Source organism: Methylobacterium sp. Leaf94 (assembly GCF_001426045.1).
Lineage (GTDB): Bacteria > Pseudomonadota > Alphaproteobacteria > Rhizobiales > Beijerinckiaceae > Methylobacterium.
The window spans coordinates 1-14218 of sequence record NZ_LMRM01000004.1 but is presented as its reverse complement, the minus strand read 5'-3'; the positions used below and the strand labels follow the sequence as shown (position 1 = coordinate 14218).

Here is a 14218-nt window from a genome sequence, read left to right as displayed (position 1 = left end):
TTGGTGGGCCGGCGAGCGGACGTATAGCGAGCCCTCCTCCGGGCCGCAAGCGCTTCCTTGCGGGAAATTGTCGGACGAGGCCGTTCTCAAGCCCGCGCGGCCCAGTCCTTCGGGAGGTGGTATCGGTGGCAGGACTGGTCGGGCAGCGGGATAGCGACGGCACCGGCCGCCTCCGGTCCAAGGTCGAGGTCGGAGAGCGACCATCCGGAGCCCACGGGGTCCATATCCTCCCAGGCGATGGCAGGGCCGGAAGGATCACCGGCGCTGACGTCGAAGCCGTCGAGCGCGCCCATCAGGCCGGTGCCCAGTGCCTTCACCACGGCCTCCTTCCGCGTCCAGAGCCGAAAGAACGTCGGCCCCTGGCGGGACTGCGGCACCTGTGTCAGGGCCGCGATCTCGTTCCGATGGAAATGGGCGCGCGCGATCGTGAGAGGGTCGCCAACCGGCCTGATTGCCTCCACGTCGACACCGATCGGGGCAGCCGTGGAGATGCCCACCAGTGCAAGAGATCCCGAATGCGACAGGTTGAAGTGAAGGCCTGCCCGAGGATGTGACGCCAGGACCGGCCGTCCGCCGGCTTCCTGCGCGAAGATCAGGTCCTGAGGCCGCCGATCCCCATATCCCGCGAGGATCAAGCGAAGCGCCGCGTGGCTTTCGACGAAGCGCGCACGATCCTCGGCCCGCAGGAAACGGTCGGCGCGGTCCTGCTCCTCCTGCGAGAGCCAAGCGGATTGTTCGGGAGGAAGGGCCATGCGAAGCGCGAGGTCGATCCGCCAGACTGCCGTACCGGCACCGGGGCAAGGCACGGCACTATTCCAATCCCGGGCGGCGGGCGTCGCCGCCTCCGCGACACCGTGCGCCGCATCGTTCACGATGAGCCGGTCCATCCAACTGCGGTCATTGCCCCAGTCAGGCCCGCATGGTGAGCGTGGACAGTGCTTTAAGCTGGTCCGCACATTCCGCGAAAGCCCACGTTTCGCGGGGCTTCGCGAAGCCCCGACAACGTCTCAAGCGTAGACGTTGCCACCGGTCTGGGGAAAGCGCTCGGCCAGGGCGCGTCGCAACTTCTCAAGAGCGCGATTCTCGATCTGACGGACCCGCTCCTTCGAGATGCCGAGCCGATGACCAAGGGCCTCGAGGGTCGCTTGGTCCTCGGCGAGACGGCGCTCCTTGAGGATGCGCAGCTCGCGTTCGGACAGAACAGTCAGGGCCTCGTTCAGCCAGATCAGACGGCGCTCGCCGTCCACCGTCGCGGAGACCGTCTCATCCGGAAGCGCGGCTCCGTCGACGAGGAAGTCCATGCGCTCGGAGGAGGCTTCGCTCTCCTCGCCAACCGGCGCGTTCAGGGACATGTCGGGGCCCGAGAGCCGGGCGTCCATCAGGGCCACGTCCTCCCGGGACACGCCGATGGCCGTCGCGATGCGTCGGTGGATCTCGTCGCCGACATGCTCTTCGGTCGACTGCATCAGGCGGGCGCGCAGGCGACGCAGATTGAAGAACAGCGCCTTCTGGGCGGAACTCGTGCCACCACGAACGATGGACCAGTTGCGGAGGATGTAGTCCTGGATCGAGGCCCGAATCCACCACGTGGCGTAGGTGGAGAAGCGAACTTCGCGCTCGGGCTCGAAGCGGGCCGCCGCCTCCATCAGGCCCACATGGCCCTCTTGGACGAGGTCGGCCATGGGAAGGCCGTAGTGCCGAAAGCGCCCGGCGATCGCGATGACGAGACGCATGTGCGCCGAGATCAGCCCATGCAGGGCTCGCTCGTCGCGCTCGTCCTTCCAACGGACGGCGAGACCCCGTTCCTCATCCCGCGCAAGGAAGGGCGCCTCCATCGCCGTGCGTATGAACTGCCGCCGTATCCCTGCGATGTCCGCCATTCCCGCCTCCGCCTCGATGAAACGTGTGCTTCTGACCACAAGTCGACGTCGCCGATGGTAATCCGGCAGAGGACCTGTGCCTGGCAACGCGACAACCCGAGGTCGCCGGGATGGTTCCGCAGGCGGCTTGCTTCACACGGTCTCGTGAGCGTGCGACGCGTCGCCGTCTCGACCATGAAAAAAGCCCGGCGCGTGCGCGCCGGGCTTCGGGAAACGGGGTGTCCCGGACCGCGTCCGGGATGATGGGGCTGGTGGTCAGGCCGCCTCTTCCTGCAGGTCGTCGCCCTCGGCTTCGCCTTCCGCCTCGGCCTCGCCCTTGGCGCGGCGCGGGGACTTGGCAAGGCTCTGCTCGATGAGCTTCAAGGCCTCGGTCTCGGTGATGCGGTTCACCGACGAGATCTCGCGCACGACCCGGTCGAGGGCCGACTCATAGAGCTGACGCTCGCTGTAGGACTGCTCGGGCTGAGCCTCGGAGCGATAGAGGTCGCGCACCACTTCGGTGACCGAGAGGAGGTCGCCAGAGTTGATCTTGGCCTCGTATTCCTGGGCGCGACGCGACCACATGGTCCGCTTGACCCGGGCGCGGCCGGTGAGGAGATCCAGGGCTTTCTTCACGAGATCCGGCTCGGCGAGCTTGCGCATGCCGACGCTGTTGGCCTTGGCGGTGGGGACGCGCAGAACCATCTTGTCCTTCTCGAAGGACACAACGAACAGCTCAAGTTTATAGCCGGCGATCTCTTGCTCCTCGATGGCGGTGATGCGACCGACACCATGGGCTGGGTACACGACCGCTTCGCCGGTCTTGAAGCCTTGGCGGCCTGCCGTCGTCTTCTTGGCTGTGGTCATGCGAGAAGCGCCTCCAGAACATTGCGCGGCCTTGAACGCCGCGCCGAACCCTGTAATCCGGGGTGGGTCACCCGGCTTCAGCCCCTTGTCCGAAGGATCTGCATCAGTGACGCACAGCCGCCGGTTCCCGGGCACGCCGATGATCGCGCAACGAGAGAGCGTTCGCCGAAAGCACCTGAGCCTTCAGCGATCGATCGCATGCGACCCCAGTCCACAGCTGAGTGTGAGACCCATCAAGTGATGGCTGGAGGCAGCACGTCGGGCACGAACGACGGCAGGCATTTGTGATAACACAAACCAGCCGACGAATCAAAGGATTGCCGGCGCTAGGCCATGGGATGGGCGACCGCGGGCCAGCCCTCCACAGCCTCTTCGTGAACGCTCCGTCAGGTGCGCGTCGTCCATGACGGACCGCACCGAACCCCCGCGCGGCGATCAGTCGCCGGTGCCGGGATTGGCCGAGAAATGCGCCTCGAACTTGCCGGCAACGCCGTCCCAGGTCTTGGCGTCCGCCGGAGCGTCCTTCTTCTGCGTGATGTTCGGCCAGGTCCGCGCGTAGTCCGCGTTCACCTTCAGCCAGGTCTCGAGCTTCGGCTCGGTGTCGGGCTTGATCGCCTCAGCGGGGCATTCCGGTTCGCAGACGCCGCAATCGATGCACTCGTCGGGGTGGATGACGAGCATGTTCTCGCCTTCGTAGAAGCAGTCCACCGGACAGACCTCGACGCAGTCCATGTACTTGCACTTGATGCAGTTGTCGGTGACGACGTAGGTCATGGGGCCTTCAGTCCTTGATCCGGGCATCGCCGGGAGCGTCCCGATGCCGATGCATGGTCGCTCGCGCAGATCGTTGCACGGATGCCTTAATGCGGGGTGGCGGTGATGCGGGGTCGCATGGGCAAGATGGAGTCGCGCTGGCTCTAGACCCTGTCCGAGGGGCTGACAAGCGCGTCGGCGGGCCTGCTGCACCACCGTGTCTCCGGTGTCGCGCGGGCGACACGGGCGGGCGGCCTATTCGAGGTCGCTCCCCACGATCCTATAGAGCTGCTGGGCCTCCGGCGCCGGGCCGCGCCGCTCGCCGAGATCCAGGATCCGGGCGATCACCGTGGCGTGCGCCGCCGCGACCGTCACCACATCGCCGAGGGCGACGGCGGTGGCGGACGCATTGACCCGCTTTCCATTCACCCGGACATAGCCATCGGTGACGAGGCGTGCCGCGAGCGATCGGGTTCGCGCGAATCGCGCGAACCACAGCCATTTGTCGAGCCGCTGACGTCCCGGCTTCATTCCACCTCAACGCTTGCGGTCGGTCCCGGCCTCGAGCTGCGCCTTCAGGGCGGCGAGCTTGGCGAACGGCGAATCCGGATCCGGAGCCCGCTCGCGCCGCTGCGGACGCGGCTCGTCGCGGGGCGCCGCCCGTGGTTCGTCCCGACGCTCGGGTCGCGTGCGGCCCGGCTCGAAGCGCTCGCGGCGCTGCGGCCGCCCCCCATCCGGACGCCCCTCGCCGGGGCCGCCGCGGCGTCCCCCCTCAGGCCGATCCCCAGGCGGGCCACTGCGCGGACGGTCGCGGCCCTCGCCACTTCCACCGCCCGGACGGCGATGGTCGGGGCGCGCTTCGCCCGCGGCGCGGTTCGGGGCGCCGCCGTCGCGGCTCTGGCCACGCGGACGATTCTGACGCGGGTTGGCATGGCGCTGGTGACGCTGAAGCCGCCAGACTTCGACGGTCGCGATCTCGGCCGCGGAAACGTCGGACGGCATCTCGCCGTCAGCCGTCTCGGCCTGAGCCTCCGCGGAGGCGTCCTCAGGCTGGGCGAAGTCGGCGTTCTCCGGCGGATGTTCCGTCGCCTCGGCGACAGCCGCGGCGTCGGCGACGGGCTGTGCCGCAGCGTCTTCGGCAGATTCGGCGGCCGCGTCGGCCGCATCGTCCCGCGGCGGGCTGTCCTGAGACGGGATCTCCTGGGCCGGGATCTCCTGGGCCGGGCTGGCCCCGGCGGCCTCCTCGGGAGCGTCGGCGGAAACGGAATCCTCGGTCGAGCCGGGGGCGATCTCGGGCTCGGCAATCTCGGCCGATGCCGCGCTCTCGCCGGCCGGAGCCGTGTCGGTCCCACTCTCGGGCGCCATCTCGCCCGCGGCCTCGGCCGGAGCATTCTCGTCGGCTGCCGTCTCGGGGCCGATAGGGTCGGTGCTGGCGGTCGCGGCGGAAGGAACGATGGGCTGGGTCGCCGCCGCCGGGAGCAGCGGCACGGTGATCGCCGGGCCTGGACGGGTCTCGGGTGCGTAGCCGAGGGATTTGAGGATCGAGGCGAAATCCTCGCCGGAGCAGCCGACCAGGGAGGTCATGCCCACCGTCGCCACGAAGGCGTCGCCGTCGGCCGCGCCCATCGGGGCGTCGCCCGGCGTTGTGCCGGGGCGGTAGGCGATGGCCGGCCGGATCAGGTCGGCGAGGCGCTCGAGGATGTCCACGCGCACGGCGCGCTCGCCGCAGACCCGGAAGCCGGCTGCGCGGTACAGGCCCTTGGCGATCTCGGGATCGACCTTGATCGAAGTCCGGCCGGAGCTCGCCAGATGGGCGATCTCGTCGAGGCCGCGCTGGTCGAGGCCGCCGTTCTTCAGGGCCCAGAGCTGGGCCGCCAGGGTCCGGGGCGCCGGCTTGAGCAGGGCCGGCAGGAAGATGTGGTAGGCGCCGAAGCGGACGCCGTGGCGGCGCAAGGCTCCGCGTCCGTCCTGGTCGAGGGTGCGCATTTCCTGCATCACCTTGGCACGCTCCAGCACGCCCAGGGACTCCACCACCTGGAAGCCGATGCCCTTGGCGAGACCGGTGAGGTCCGCTGCGGTCTCGATCTCCATCAGCGGGCCGAGGAGGCGCACCACGGTGGCCTTGAGCCAGGCGACGAGCCGGGCTTCGACTTTGTCGCGGGCCGGGCCGGTCAGCTGCTCGTCGGCGAGCAGGCGGACATGCGGCTCGAACAGCTTGTCGCCCGGCGTCAGCTTGGCCACCGGATCGCCGGTCCAGCGAATGACGCCGTCGTGGCTCAGCACGAGGGAGGCGTCCGCGGCCGACGAGAACCGCTCGGCGCGGGCCTCGATCTCGCCGCCGAGCGCCTTCTCGGCCGCGCTGCGCAGAGTCTTGGCCTCATGTCCTTCCGCACCGGGATCCGGAACGAACTGGAAGCCATGCAGATGGCCGACATGCTGGCCCTCGACGGTGACGTCCCCGCCGGCGGTGATCTCAGCTTCCAACATCGTATTCTCTCTCAGGCGCCGCATCAGGACGCTGGTGCGCCGATCGACGAAACGGCTCGCAAGGCGCTCGTGCAGGGCGTCAGACAGCCTGTCCTCTACCCGACGCGTCTCGCCCTGCCAATGCACTGGATCAACGAGCCAATCCGGACGGTTCGCCACGAAGGTCCATGTCCGCCCCTGCGCGATGCGCTGGGACAGCGCGTCGATGTCGCCGTCGGTGCGGTCGATCATGGCGACGTGCTTGGCGAACCAGTCGTCGGGGATGCGCCCCGCCATGCCGCGCATGAGGAAGCGGAACAACTGGGCGACGAGGTCGGCATGGGTCTGCGGATGCACCTTCCGGTAGTCCGGGACGCCGCAGACGTCCCAGAGCCGGCGCACGTTGGCGGGGCTGTTGGCGAGGTCGCGGATGTCGTCCTCGCGCATCAGGATCTCGAGGGCCGACTGGTCCTCGCCCATGGGCGCGCGGGTGAGACCTTTCTCGCGCGGGTGCTCGTCCAGGCTTTCCTGCAGCGCCTTCAGGGAAGAGAAGTCGAGGTCGGGATTGCGCCATTGCAGGACGCGCAGGGGCTCGAAGTCGTGGGTCTCCAGCGCCTCGATCATCTCGGGCTCGAAGGGCGCACACCGGCCGGTCGAGCCGAAGGTGCCGTCCGAGAGGTGGCGCCCGGCGCGGCCGGCGATCTGTCCCATCTCGGGCGGGGTCAGCTTGCGGAAGCGGGTGCCGTCGTATTTCCAGTTCGCCGCGAACGCGACGTGGTCCACGTCGAGGTTGAGGCCCATGCCGACCGCGTCGGTGGCGATGAGGTAGTCGACGTCGCCGGACTGATAGAGCTCCACCTGCGCGTTGCGGGTCCGCGGCGAGAGCGCGCCGAGCACCACCGCCGCGCCGCCGCGCTGGCGCCGGATCAGCTCCGCGATGGCGTAGACCTCCTCGGCCGAGAAGGCGACGATGGCCGAGCGGCGGGGCAGTCGGCCGAGCTTCTTCTCGCCCGCGAAGGTGAGCTGCGACAGGCGCGGTCGCGTCGTCGTGTGGACGCCGGGGATCAACGACTGCACCAGCGGCAGCATCGTCGACGATCCGATGAGCAGGGTCTCCTCCCGCCCGCGCTGGTGCAGCAGGCGGTCGGTGAAGACATGGCCCCGGTCCATGTCGGCGGCGAGTTGGATCTCGTCGATCGCCACGAAGGCGACGTCGAGGTCGCGCGGCATCGCCTCGATGGTGGAGATCCAGTAGCGCGGTCGGTCCGGCTTGATCTTCTCCTCGCCGGTGACGAGGGCGACCTTGTCGACCCCCACCTTGGCGACGACCCGCAGGTAGACCTCCCGCGCGAGCAGCCTGAGGGGCAGGCCGATCATGCCGGTCGGATGGGCGAGCATGCGCTCGATGGCCAGATGGGTCTTGCCGGTATTGGTCGGCCCGAGCACCGCCGTGACGCCGCGTGCGCGGGCCTGCGGGGAGAGGGAGGGGCGGATCATGAGGTGGGGGCGGTCCCTTCGGCGAGGCCGGCAGGCTCAGGAACGGGGGAGACCGCCGCGGCGCCGTCAGGGTCGGCGCTGCCGTGGCGGCAGCGCCTCATATGGGTCGCCATCGCCCCGCCTGCCATCCCGTGGCGGCATGCCGGGTGTGCCGAGACTCGGGTAGATTCCGATCTCGACGGGGGGCTGGCCCCCCTGCGGTGCGACATCGGCGCAGAGGGTGTCGGGCACCGCCGTGAGGGGGCCGCGCCGGGGCGGGCGGTTCTCGATCACCTGGGCCGACGAATAAGCATCGCCGCCGCAATCCGGGCCCGTGGACAGGCTCGCCTGCGCCAAGGCCCCGCCGCCCGTCAGGACAAGCAGCGCGACCAGCGCGCAGGGCCGGTCGATTCGCGATTCGGCACGCCGTCTCACTGGGCCAGGCTGGCCTGCGTGACGGGAGTGCCCGGCGCCGACGCCGTGGTGCTACCCTGCTGTCCGCCGGTCTGCGTCCAGCGCGTCGCCTCAATGATGTTGGTGCCGACGGTGGTTCGGACCGCGATGCGCACGGGCAGGAGCACGCGGGTGCCCTCGACCGGCGCGAGCCAGACCGACATCTCGCGGTTGTCCTCCATGAATTTCACGCCCGGCCGATCCGGACGGTGGCCGGCGATGGGCGTGTAGCGCGCGTTGCAGACCAGGACGGGACCATTGTAGCCGGGCTTGGCGACGCTGCGGGTCTCGCCGTAGCTCAGCACGACGTCGAACCGGGTCGCACCGTCGAAGATCGGCAGGGTCCGGTTGCAGTTGGCCGGGTCCATCGGGTCGGCGCGCCCCTGCACGGGCATCATCAGGGCGCTCGCCGGATCGATGACGCCGCGCTTGTTGGCGGGGGTGATCGGAACCCGGTCGCCCATGTCGATGAGGGGCGGGGTGATCTCCGCCTGGGTGACAGTGCCGCGGGCGAGCGCCATGCGCACGGCGATTCCGGAATTCGTGGTCTTGGTGGCGATCGCGAAGGTATTGGGCTGCGGCGCCGCCGCGATGGCGCCGCTGGAGCGGGCCGAGCCCATGCCGCCCGTAACCACGCCGGCGAGGCCCGTGAGGCGCGCCGAGACGTCCATCCGGTAGCCGGACCCCTCGAAGGCGCCGGCCACCTGGGCGTTCCCGATGGTGAGGCCGGCCAGAGCGATGTCGTAGTCCACGGTGACGGCGGCGGCCGTCCTGGAGGCCGACCGGCCGGCCTTGGCGCGGGCTTCCGCCGCCGGGGCGGCGAGCAGGGCCGCGAGCGTCAGCAGGCTGGCGCCGAGGAGGGAGAGCGGGGCGGGGCGCTTGCGGGTGCCGCACATGGCTGGGGACTCGGGGTTGGCTGTCGGTCTCCGGTAGAACGGACCGGAGACATCTCGCCGGCATCGTCCGTCTTCATGGTTAACACATCGTTGGGCACGGAACAGCCAGGCTTGCACGCCGCAGGCCGCCGGTCCGCGGAACGGCGCGAAAGATCGCCTCGGACCTTGACGCCAAGGGGCACAGTCCCCTATAGGCTCGCGCCTTCAACGAGAACGCCGCTCCACCGGGCCTGGCGTGCGAGAAGCCGTTTGCCGCGACGCGGTTCTGGTTTCCCGCCAGCCTGTCGGACATGCGGAACGAGACGGGAAATAGAACAATGTCGCGCCGTTGCGAACTCACGGGCAAAGCCGTGCAGACCGGCCACCTCGTGAGCCACTCGAACCGCAAGACCAAGTGCCGGTTCCTGCCGAACCTGTGCCAAGTCACGCTGCAGTCGGACGCGCTCAAGCGCCGGGTGCGCCTGCGCGTCACCGCTCACGCCCTGCGCTCGGTCGAGCACCGTGGCGGTCTCGACGCCTTCCTGATCAAGGCCCGCGAGATCGAGCTGTCGCAGACGGCCCGCCTCCTCAAGCGCGAGCTGCACAAGAAGCTCGCCGAAGTCGAGACCCCCGCCGCCGCCTGAGGCTTCGGCGGGATCGAATCACTCCGGCGCGCACCGCCGGCGGTCCCCCACAACGCCTCCGTCCAGGTTCCCGAACGGTCGCCGCACGCTCAGCGCGTACGGCGACCGTTCGCGTTGGAGCACCGGCTCGCCTTCGATGACCATCCTGTCGCTCGTCGCCCCGATCTTCGGGCTGATCCTGATCGGCTGGATCGCGGCCCTTGCCGGCTTCCTGTCCGACAAGGTCAGCGACGGCCTGTCGGAATACGTCTTTTCGATCGCCGTTCCGGCCCTCATCCTCTCCACGCTGACGCGCCCGGGCCTGACCGGCGAGATCACGCCGTCCTACTGGGTCAGCTACTTCGGCGGCGCCGGGCTGTCCTGGTTGGTCGGCTCCCTCCTCAGCCTGCGCCGCAAGGGCGTGGAGCGGCGCGGCGCGATCCTGCACGGCTTCGCCTCCAGCCAGTCGAACACCGTCTTCATCGGCGTGCCCATGATCCTCCAGGCCTATGGCGAGGAGGGGGCTTTCCCACTCTTCATGCTGCTGGCAGTGCACCTGCCCCTCATGATGGGCTGCGCGACCTTTCTGATCGAGGCGGACGGACAGACCTCGATCCTGAGGCGCCTGCGCGGTCTCGCCCTGGTTCTCCTGCGCAATCCGATCTTCCTGGCGCTCATCGCCGGACTCGCCCTCAAGGGGCTCGGGCTCGCCCCCACCGGAATGGTCAAGTCCCTGGTCGACGCCCTGGCGGGGACAGCCTCGACCTGCGCGCTCATCGCCCTCGGAGCCGGGCTCGTGCGCTACCGGGTCCTGCACGACCTGCCCAGCGCCATGGTCATCACCGGGCTGAAGCTCGTGATTCATCCCCTCGCGGTCTGGGTGCTGGCCTTCCATGTCTTCACCATGCCGCCGGCCTATGCCGGCGTGGCGACCCTGTTCGCGGCCATGCCCGTGGGGATCAACGCCTATCTGCTGGCCTCGCGCTATAAGACCGAGACCGGCGTGGTCGCCGCCGCCGTGATGCTCTCGACCCTGCTGGCGATCGTCACGACCATCGTCTGGCTCACGATCCTCGGACACGCTTGACGATTCGTGCAGGCGTTTGTACCGATCGGTACAGATGCCGAGGCGTCGATCATGGACGAGGGAGATGCCGTCATGTCCGAAGCGCGTCCGCCGCTGCCGCCCTTCACCCGGGAAACCGCAATCCAGAAGGTGCGTGCCGCCGAGAACGGCTGGAACGGCTGCGACCCCGAGAGGGTCGCGCTCGCCTACACGCCGGACAGCCGCTGGCGGAACCGGGCGGAGTTCTTTTCCGGTCGCCCCGCCATCGTCGCCTTTCTCCAGCGCAAGTGGGCACGCGAACTGGATTATCGCCTGATCAAGGAAATCTGGGCTCACGGCGGCGATCGGATCGCGGTGCGGTTCGCTTACGAATTCCGCGATGCGTCCGGGCAATGGTTCCGCGCCTACGGCAACGAGAACTGGGCCTTCGACGCGAACGGCCTGATGCGCGACCGTCATGCCAGCATCAACGATCTCGCCATCCCCGAATCCGAGCGCAAGTTCCGGTGGGACCGCTCCGCGCCGCGTCCGGAGGATCACCCGGGCCTGACAGAGCTTGGTCTCTAGGGATCTCGGCATGGGACAGGGGGAGGGCGCCCGGGCGGCCGCGATCCCGGTCCTCGCCGAGGTGTTCCGGGAGCGCGGCTACGACGGCGCCAGCCTTGCGCTTCTCGGGGCACGCACCGGTCTCGGTAAGGGGAGCCTCTATCACGCCTTCCCGGGGGGGAAGGCGGAGATGGCGGAGGCCGTGCTTGTGGCGATCGAGGCATGGTTCGAGACCCGGATCTACGCGCCGCTGCGCGAAGAGGCCGATCCGCGTGCGGCGATCACCCGGATGCTGTCGGAAACCGACACCTATTTTCGCTCCGGCGGCCGGGCCTGCCTCGTCGGGGCCTTCGCCCTGACGGGGGGACGGGATCGGTTCGGCGCGCGCATCGCCGGATACTTCGCGGCCTGGCGCGATGCCCTGGCCGCTGCGTTGCGGCGGAGCGGACACGGCCCGGAGGCGGCGGCCGACCTCGCCGAGGAGGCCATCGCGGCGATCCAAGGAGGGCTTGTCCTGGCGCGCGCCCTGGACGAGTTCGCGGCTTTCGGGCGGACCCTGGAGCGGGTGCGGTTCCGCCTGATCCCGTCACCTTGAGGCCGGCGGCCATGCCGCCGGGCCGCCGGGCTGAGATGGGGGGCTCAGCTGCCGGGAGTCAGCTTCAGGATCTTGCCGTCCGCTCCCTCGGTGACGGCGTAGACCGCACCCTCGCTGCCGACCCGGACATCCCGAATGCGGGCCTGCAGGGGAATACGCTCTTCGGTCACGACCTTGTCGCCGTCGAGCTTCACCACGACGAGGCCCTCGCTGACGAGGCCACCGATGAGGAAGGCATCCTTCCAGTCCGGGAAGGCGTCACCGGTATAGAGGGCCATCCCCGAGGGCCCGATCACCGGATCCCAGTAATAGACCGGTTGCGCGGTCCCGCCTGCCTGAGTCCTACCCTCGCCGATCTTCTCGCCGCTGTATTCCAGGCCGTAGGTGACTTCGGGCCAGCCGTAATTCACGCCCGGGCGAGGCCGGTTGAGCTCGTCGCCGCCCTTCGGGCCATGCTCGGCGGTCCAGAGCCGGCCCTGCGGGTCGAGGGCGGCCGCCTGGACGTTCCGATGTCCATAGGACCAGATCTCGGGCTTGGCCTTCTCGCCGCCCGAGAACGGGTTGTCCTTGGGCGCATTCCCGTCGGTGTCGATGCGGAACACCTTGCCGAGCCCGCTGGTGAGATCCTGCGCCTGGACACGGGTGGCCTTGTCGGAGCGCTCGCCCACCGTGACGAACAGCTTGCCGTCGGGCGCGAACACGAGGCGCGAGCCGAAATGCTTGTCGCCGTCATAGCTCGGCATCTGCCGGAAGATCACCTTGACCTCGTCGAGACGGGCGACGCCGTTCTCCTCGATCAGCTTGGCGCGAAGCACGCTGGTGCCGTTGCCCTTCTCACGCGGCTCCGAATAGCTGAGATAGATCCGCCGGTCGGCCGGGAAGCTCGGGCTGAGGGCGACGTCCAGCAGACCGCCCTGACCCCGCGCGTCGACCTTCGGCACCCCCGGAATCGCCGGACCGGGCGTGCCGTCCTTGGCGACGATCCGCAGCTTGCCAGCCTTCTCGGTCACGAGCATCCGGCCGTCCGGTAGGAACTCCATCGCCCAGGGGCTGTCGAGGCCCTTGGCCACCACCTCGGTCTTCACCTTGGTGGCGACCTCGGGCTTCGGGGCCCGGGTCTGGTTCGGCAGGAGGGGTTTGTAAGGCGCGTTCGGTGCTTCCGTCTCCGCCGGGCTGTTGCCGGTCGCCGGGCTGGTGGGTGCCGCAAAGGCATCGCCGCCCACCCGGGGCTGCCTGGGTTCGGTCCCTGCCGGCTCCTGCCCATGGACGGCTGTGCCGAGGCTGAGGAGGGCTGCGGTGGCGAGCAGGCGATACGGGGTGCGCTTCACGTCGGATGTTCCTCCATGCCGGTCCCGGGACCGGCTTCGGATCGAGCCCCGTCGGCCGGCCGATCGGCCCGCCGGGGCAGGGACGAGAGGGACATGGGGCGACGGACACGCTTTGACGAGGGTTGGGACGGTGCGGATCGCTTGGGCGTGGGCTGGCGTGGGGGCCGTGGACAATCCCCGTTCCGGATGGAGGTCAGCCCTGCTTACGGTGCGGGATGCCTTGACCGTTCCCCGCGCCATCGCCAAGTCTGGTCGACAGCGCACAGTCTCGCGGCGCGATGACGGCGAAGAGGTGGGTCCGCAGGCGCGGAACCGGAAAGGAAGTTTCCCCATGGCGACGGTGAAAGTGACCGACGCGAGCTTCGAGCAGGACGTTCTCCAGTCCGCGGAGCCGGTCGTAGTGGATTTCTGGGCCGAGTGGTGCGGCCCCTGCCGCCAGATCGGCCCGGCTCTTGAGGAGATCTCGGCGGATCTCCAGGGCAAAGTGAAGATCGCGAAGGTCAACGTCGACGAGAACCCGGGAATCGCCGCCCAGTACGGCATCCGCTCGATCCCGACACTGCTGATCTTCAAGGACGGCCAGCTCGCGAGCCAGAAGGTCGGCGCAGCACCGAAGGGCGATCTGTCCCGCTGGATCCAGGCCAGCGCCTGAGCCCTTGGCTCGCCTGGTCGCCGACTCGGCGGCTGCGGCGTGGTCCTGAAATGCAAAGGGCCCGGCGCGAAGCCGGGCTTTTTCGTTTCGCGGGCGGGAGTCCCGCATCCGCGCGAGCGCCTCACAGGGTGAAGCCCCAAACGAAAGAAGCCCGGCCTTGCGGCCGGGCTTCTCCGTCTCGAGACCCGAAGTGTCGGCTTAGTACGAGCCGAACTTGTAGTTCAGGCCGGCGCGGACGACGGCGAACTCGGTGTCGCGCACCTGGCGGCCGCTGCTGACGAGCACGACGCCCGGGCTGGTGACGCTGACTTCCTGGCCGGCATTGTTGACGGCGAAGACACCGTTGTTGCGGTTGCCCTGGTCGAGGTTCACGTACAGACCTTCGATCTTCAGCGTCACGGCCGAAGAGCGGAAGAAGTTCAGGAACGAGTCGGTGGGGAGCGCGTACTCGATACCGCCGCCGGCAGCCCAGCCGGTCTGGAAGTCGTCACGGCTGCGGTTGGTCAGACCGAAGTCGCGACCGCCGCCCGAACCGTAGGCGAAGCCGCCGGTGCCGTACACGAGGGTGCGGTCGAAGGCGTAGCCGAGGCGACCGCGGACGGTGCCGAAGTAGTCGAGGCCCGAGACGCCGGCCGGGTTGAASACCTGCTGGGCGGCCA

The 14218-nt window shown here is 69.1% G+C and carries 14 protein-coding genes; 5 read left to right on the top strand and 9 right to left on the bottom strand.

Going from position 1 to position 14218, the window contains the following annotated elements; all coding sequences use genetic code 11:
* Positions 1-86: 86 nt before the first annotated feature.
* The 7 genes from ASG63_RS03565 to ASG63_RS03535 all read right to left on the bottom strand — a co-directional run bounded on the left by ASG63_RS03565 (position 87) and on the right by ASG63_RS03535 (position 8770).
* Positions 87-956, bottom strand: a complete 870-nt coding sequence (locus tag ASG63_RS03565; protein ID WP_156394059.1) for a 4'-phosphopantetheinyl transferase family protein — start codon at positions 954-956, stop codon at positions 87-89.
* A 51-nt stretch (positions 957-1007) separates the two neighbouring features.
* Positions 1008-1880, bottom strand: coding sequence for an RNA polymerase factor sigma-32 (locus tag ASG63_RS03560; RefSeq protein ID WP_055956812.1), 873 nt, complete (start codon positions 1878-1880; stop codon positions 1008-1010).
* A 255-nt stretch (positions 1881-2135) separates the two neighbouring features.
* Entirely contained in the window at positions 2136-2726 is a 591-nt protein-coding gene (locus ASG63_RS03555) for a CarD family transcriptional regulator (RefSeq protein ID WP_056212152.1), read from the bottom strand.
* 435 nt (positions 2727-3161) lie between these two features.
* Entirely contained in the window at positions 3162-3500 is a 339-nt protein-coding gene (fdxA, locus tag ASG63_RS03550; RefSeq protein WP_056212150.1) for a ferredoxin FdxA, read from the bottom strand.
* 234 nt (positions 3501-3734) lie between these two features.
* Entirely contained in the window at positions 3735-4010 is a 276-nt protein-coding gene (locus ASG63_RS03545; protein WP_056212148.1) for an RNA-binding S4 domain-containing protein, read from the bottom strand.
* A gap of 6 nt (positions 4011-4016) precedes the next feature.
* Positions 4017-7442, bottom strand: coding sequence for a helicase-related protein (locus ASG63_RS03540; protein WP_056212146.1), 3426 nt, complete (start codon positions 7440-7442; stop codon positions 4017-4019).
* 410 nt (positions 7443-7852) lie between these two features.
* Positions 7853-8770 (bottom strand): DUF3108 domain-containing protein, encoded by a 918-nt coding sequence (locus ASG63_RS03535; RefSeq protein ID WP_056212144.1) that lies wholly within the window; start codon positions 8768-8770, stop codon positions 7853-7855.
* Positions 8771-9087: 317 nt separating this feature from the next.
* Between ASG63_RS03535 and rpmB the strand changes: the two genes are divergently transcribed.
* The 4 genes from rpmB (at position 9088) to ASG63_RS03515 (ending at position 11579) form a co-directional block, all read left to right on the top strand.
* Positions 9088-9393 carry a 50S ribosomal protein L28 gene (gene rpmB, locus ASG63_RS03530; RefSeq protein WP_055956796.1) on the top strand — a complete coding sequence of 102 codons (306 nt, stop codon included), beginning with the start codon at positions 9088-9090 and terminating at the stop codon, positions 9391-9393.
* 136 nt (positions 9394-9529) lie between these two features.
* Entirely contained in the window at positions 9530-10459 is a 930-nt protein-coding gene (locus ASG63_RS03525) for an AEC family transporter (RefSeq protein WP_056212142.1), read from the top strand.
* A 72-nt stretch (positions 10460-10531) separates the two neighbouring features.
* Complete coding sequence (locus ASG63_RS03520) at positions 10532-11005, top strand: nuclear transport factor 2 family protein (protein WP_056212347.1); 474 nt, start codon at positions 10532-10534, stop codon at positions 11003-11005.
* A 10-nt stretch (positions 11006-11015) separates the two neighbouring features.
* Positions 11016-11579, top strand: coding sequence for a TetR/AcrR family transcriptional regulator (locus tag ASG63_RS03515; RefSeq protein ID WP_056212140.1), 564 nt, complete (start codon positions 11016-11018; stop codon positions 11577-11579).
* A gap of 44 nt (positions 11580-11623) precedes the next feature.
* On the opposite strand, the gene ASG63_RS03510 is transcribed toward ASG63_RS03515, so the two are convergent.
* Positions 11624-12907 carry a PQQ-dependent sugar dehydrogenase gene (locus tag ASG63_RS03510; protein ID WP_056212138.1) on the bottom strand — a complete coding sequence of 428 codons (1284 nt, stop codon included), beginning with the start codon at positions 12905-12907 and terminating at the stop codon, positions 11624-11626.
* 331 nt (positions 12908-13238) lie between these two features.
* Here ASG63_RS03510 and trxA point away from each other — a divergent pair, with 331 nt between their 5' ends.
* Entirely contained in the window at positions 13239-13559 is a 321-nt protein-coding gene (trxA, locus tag ASG63_RS03505; RefSeq protein ID WP_055956782.1) for a thioredoxin, read from the top strand.
* Positions 13560-13757: 198 nt separating this feature from the next.
* Here the strand turns inward: trxA and ASG63_RS03500 are convergent.
* A partial coding sequence (locus ASG63_RS03500) for an outer membrane protein (protein WP_443189772.1) occupies positions 13758-14218 on the bottom strand: 461 nt, incomplete at its 5' end.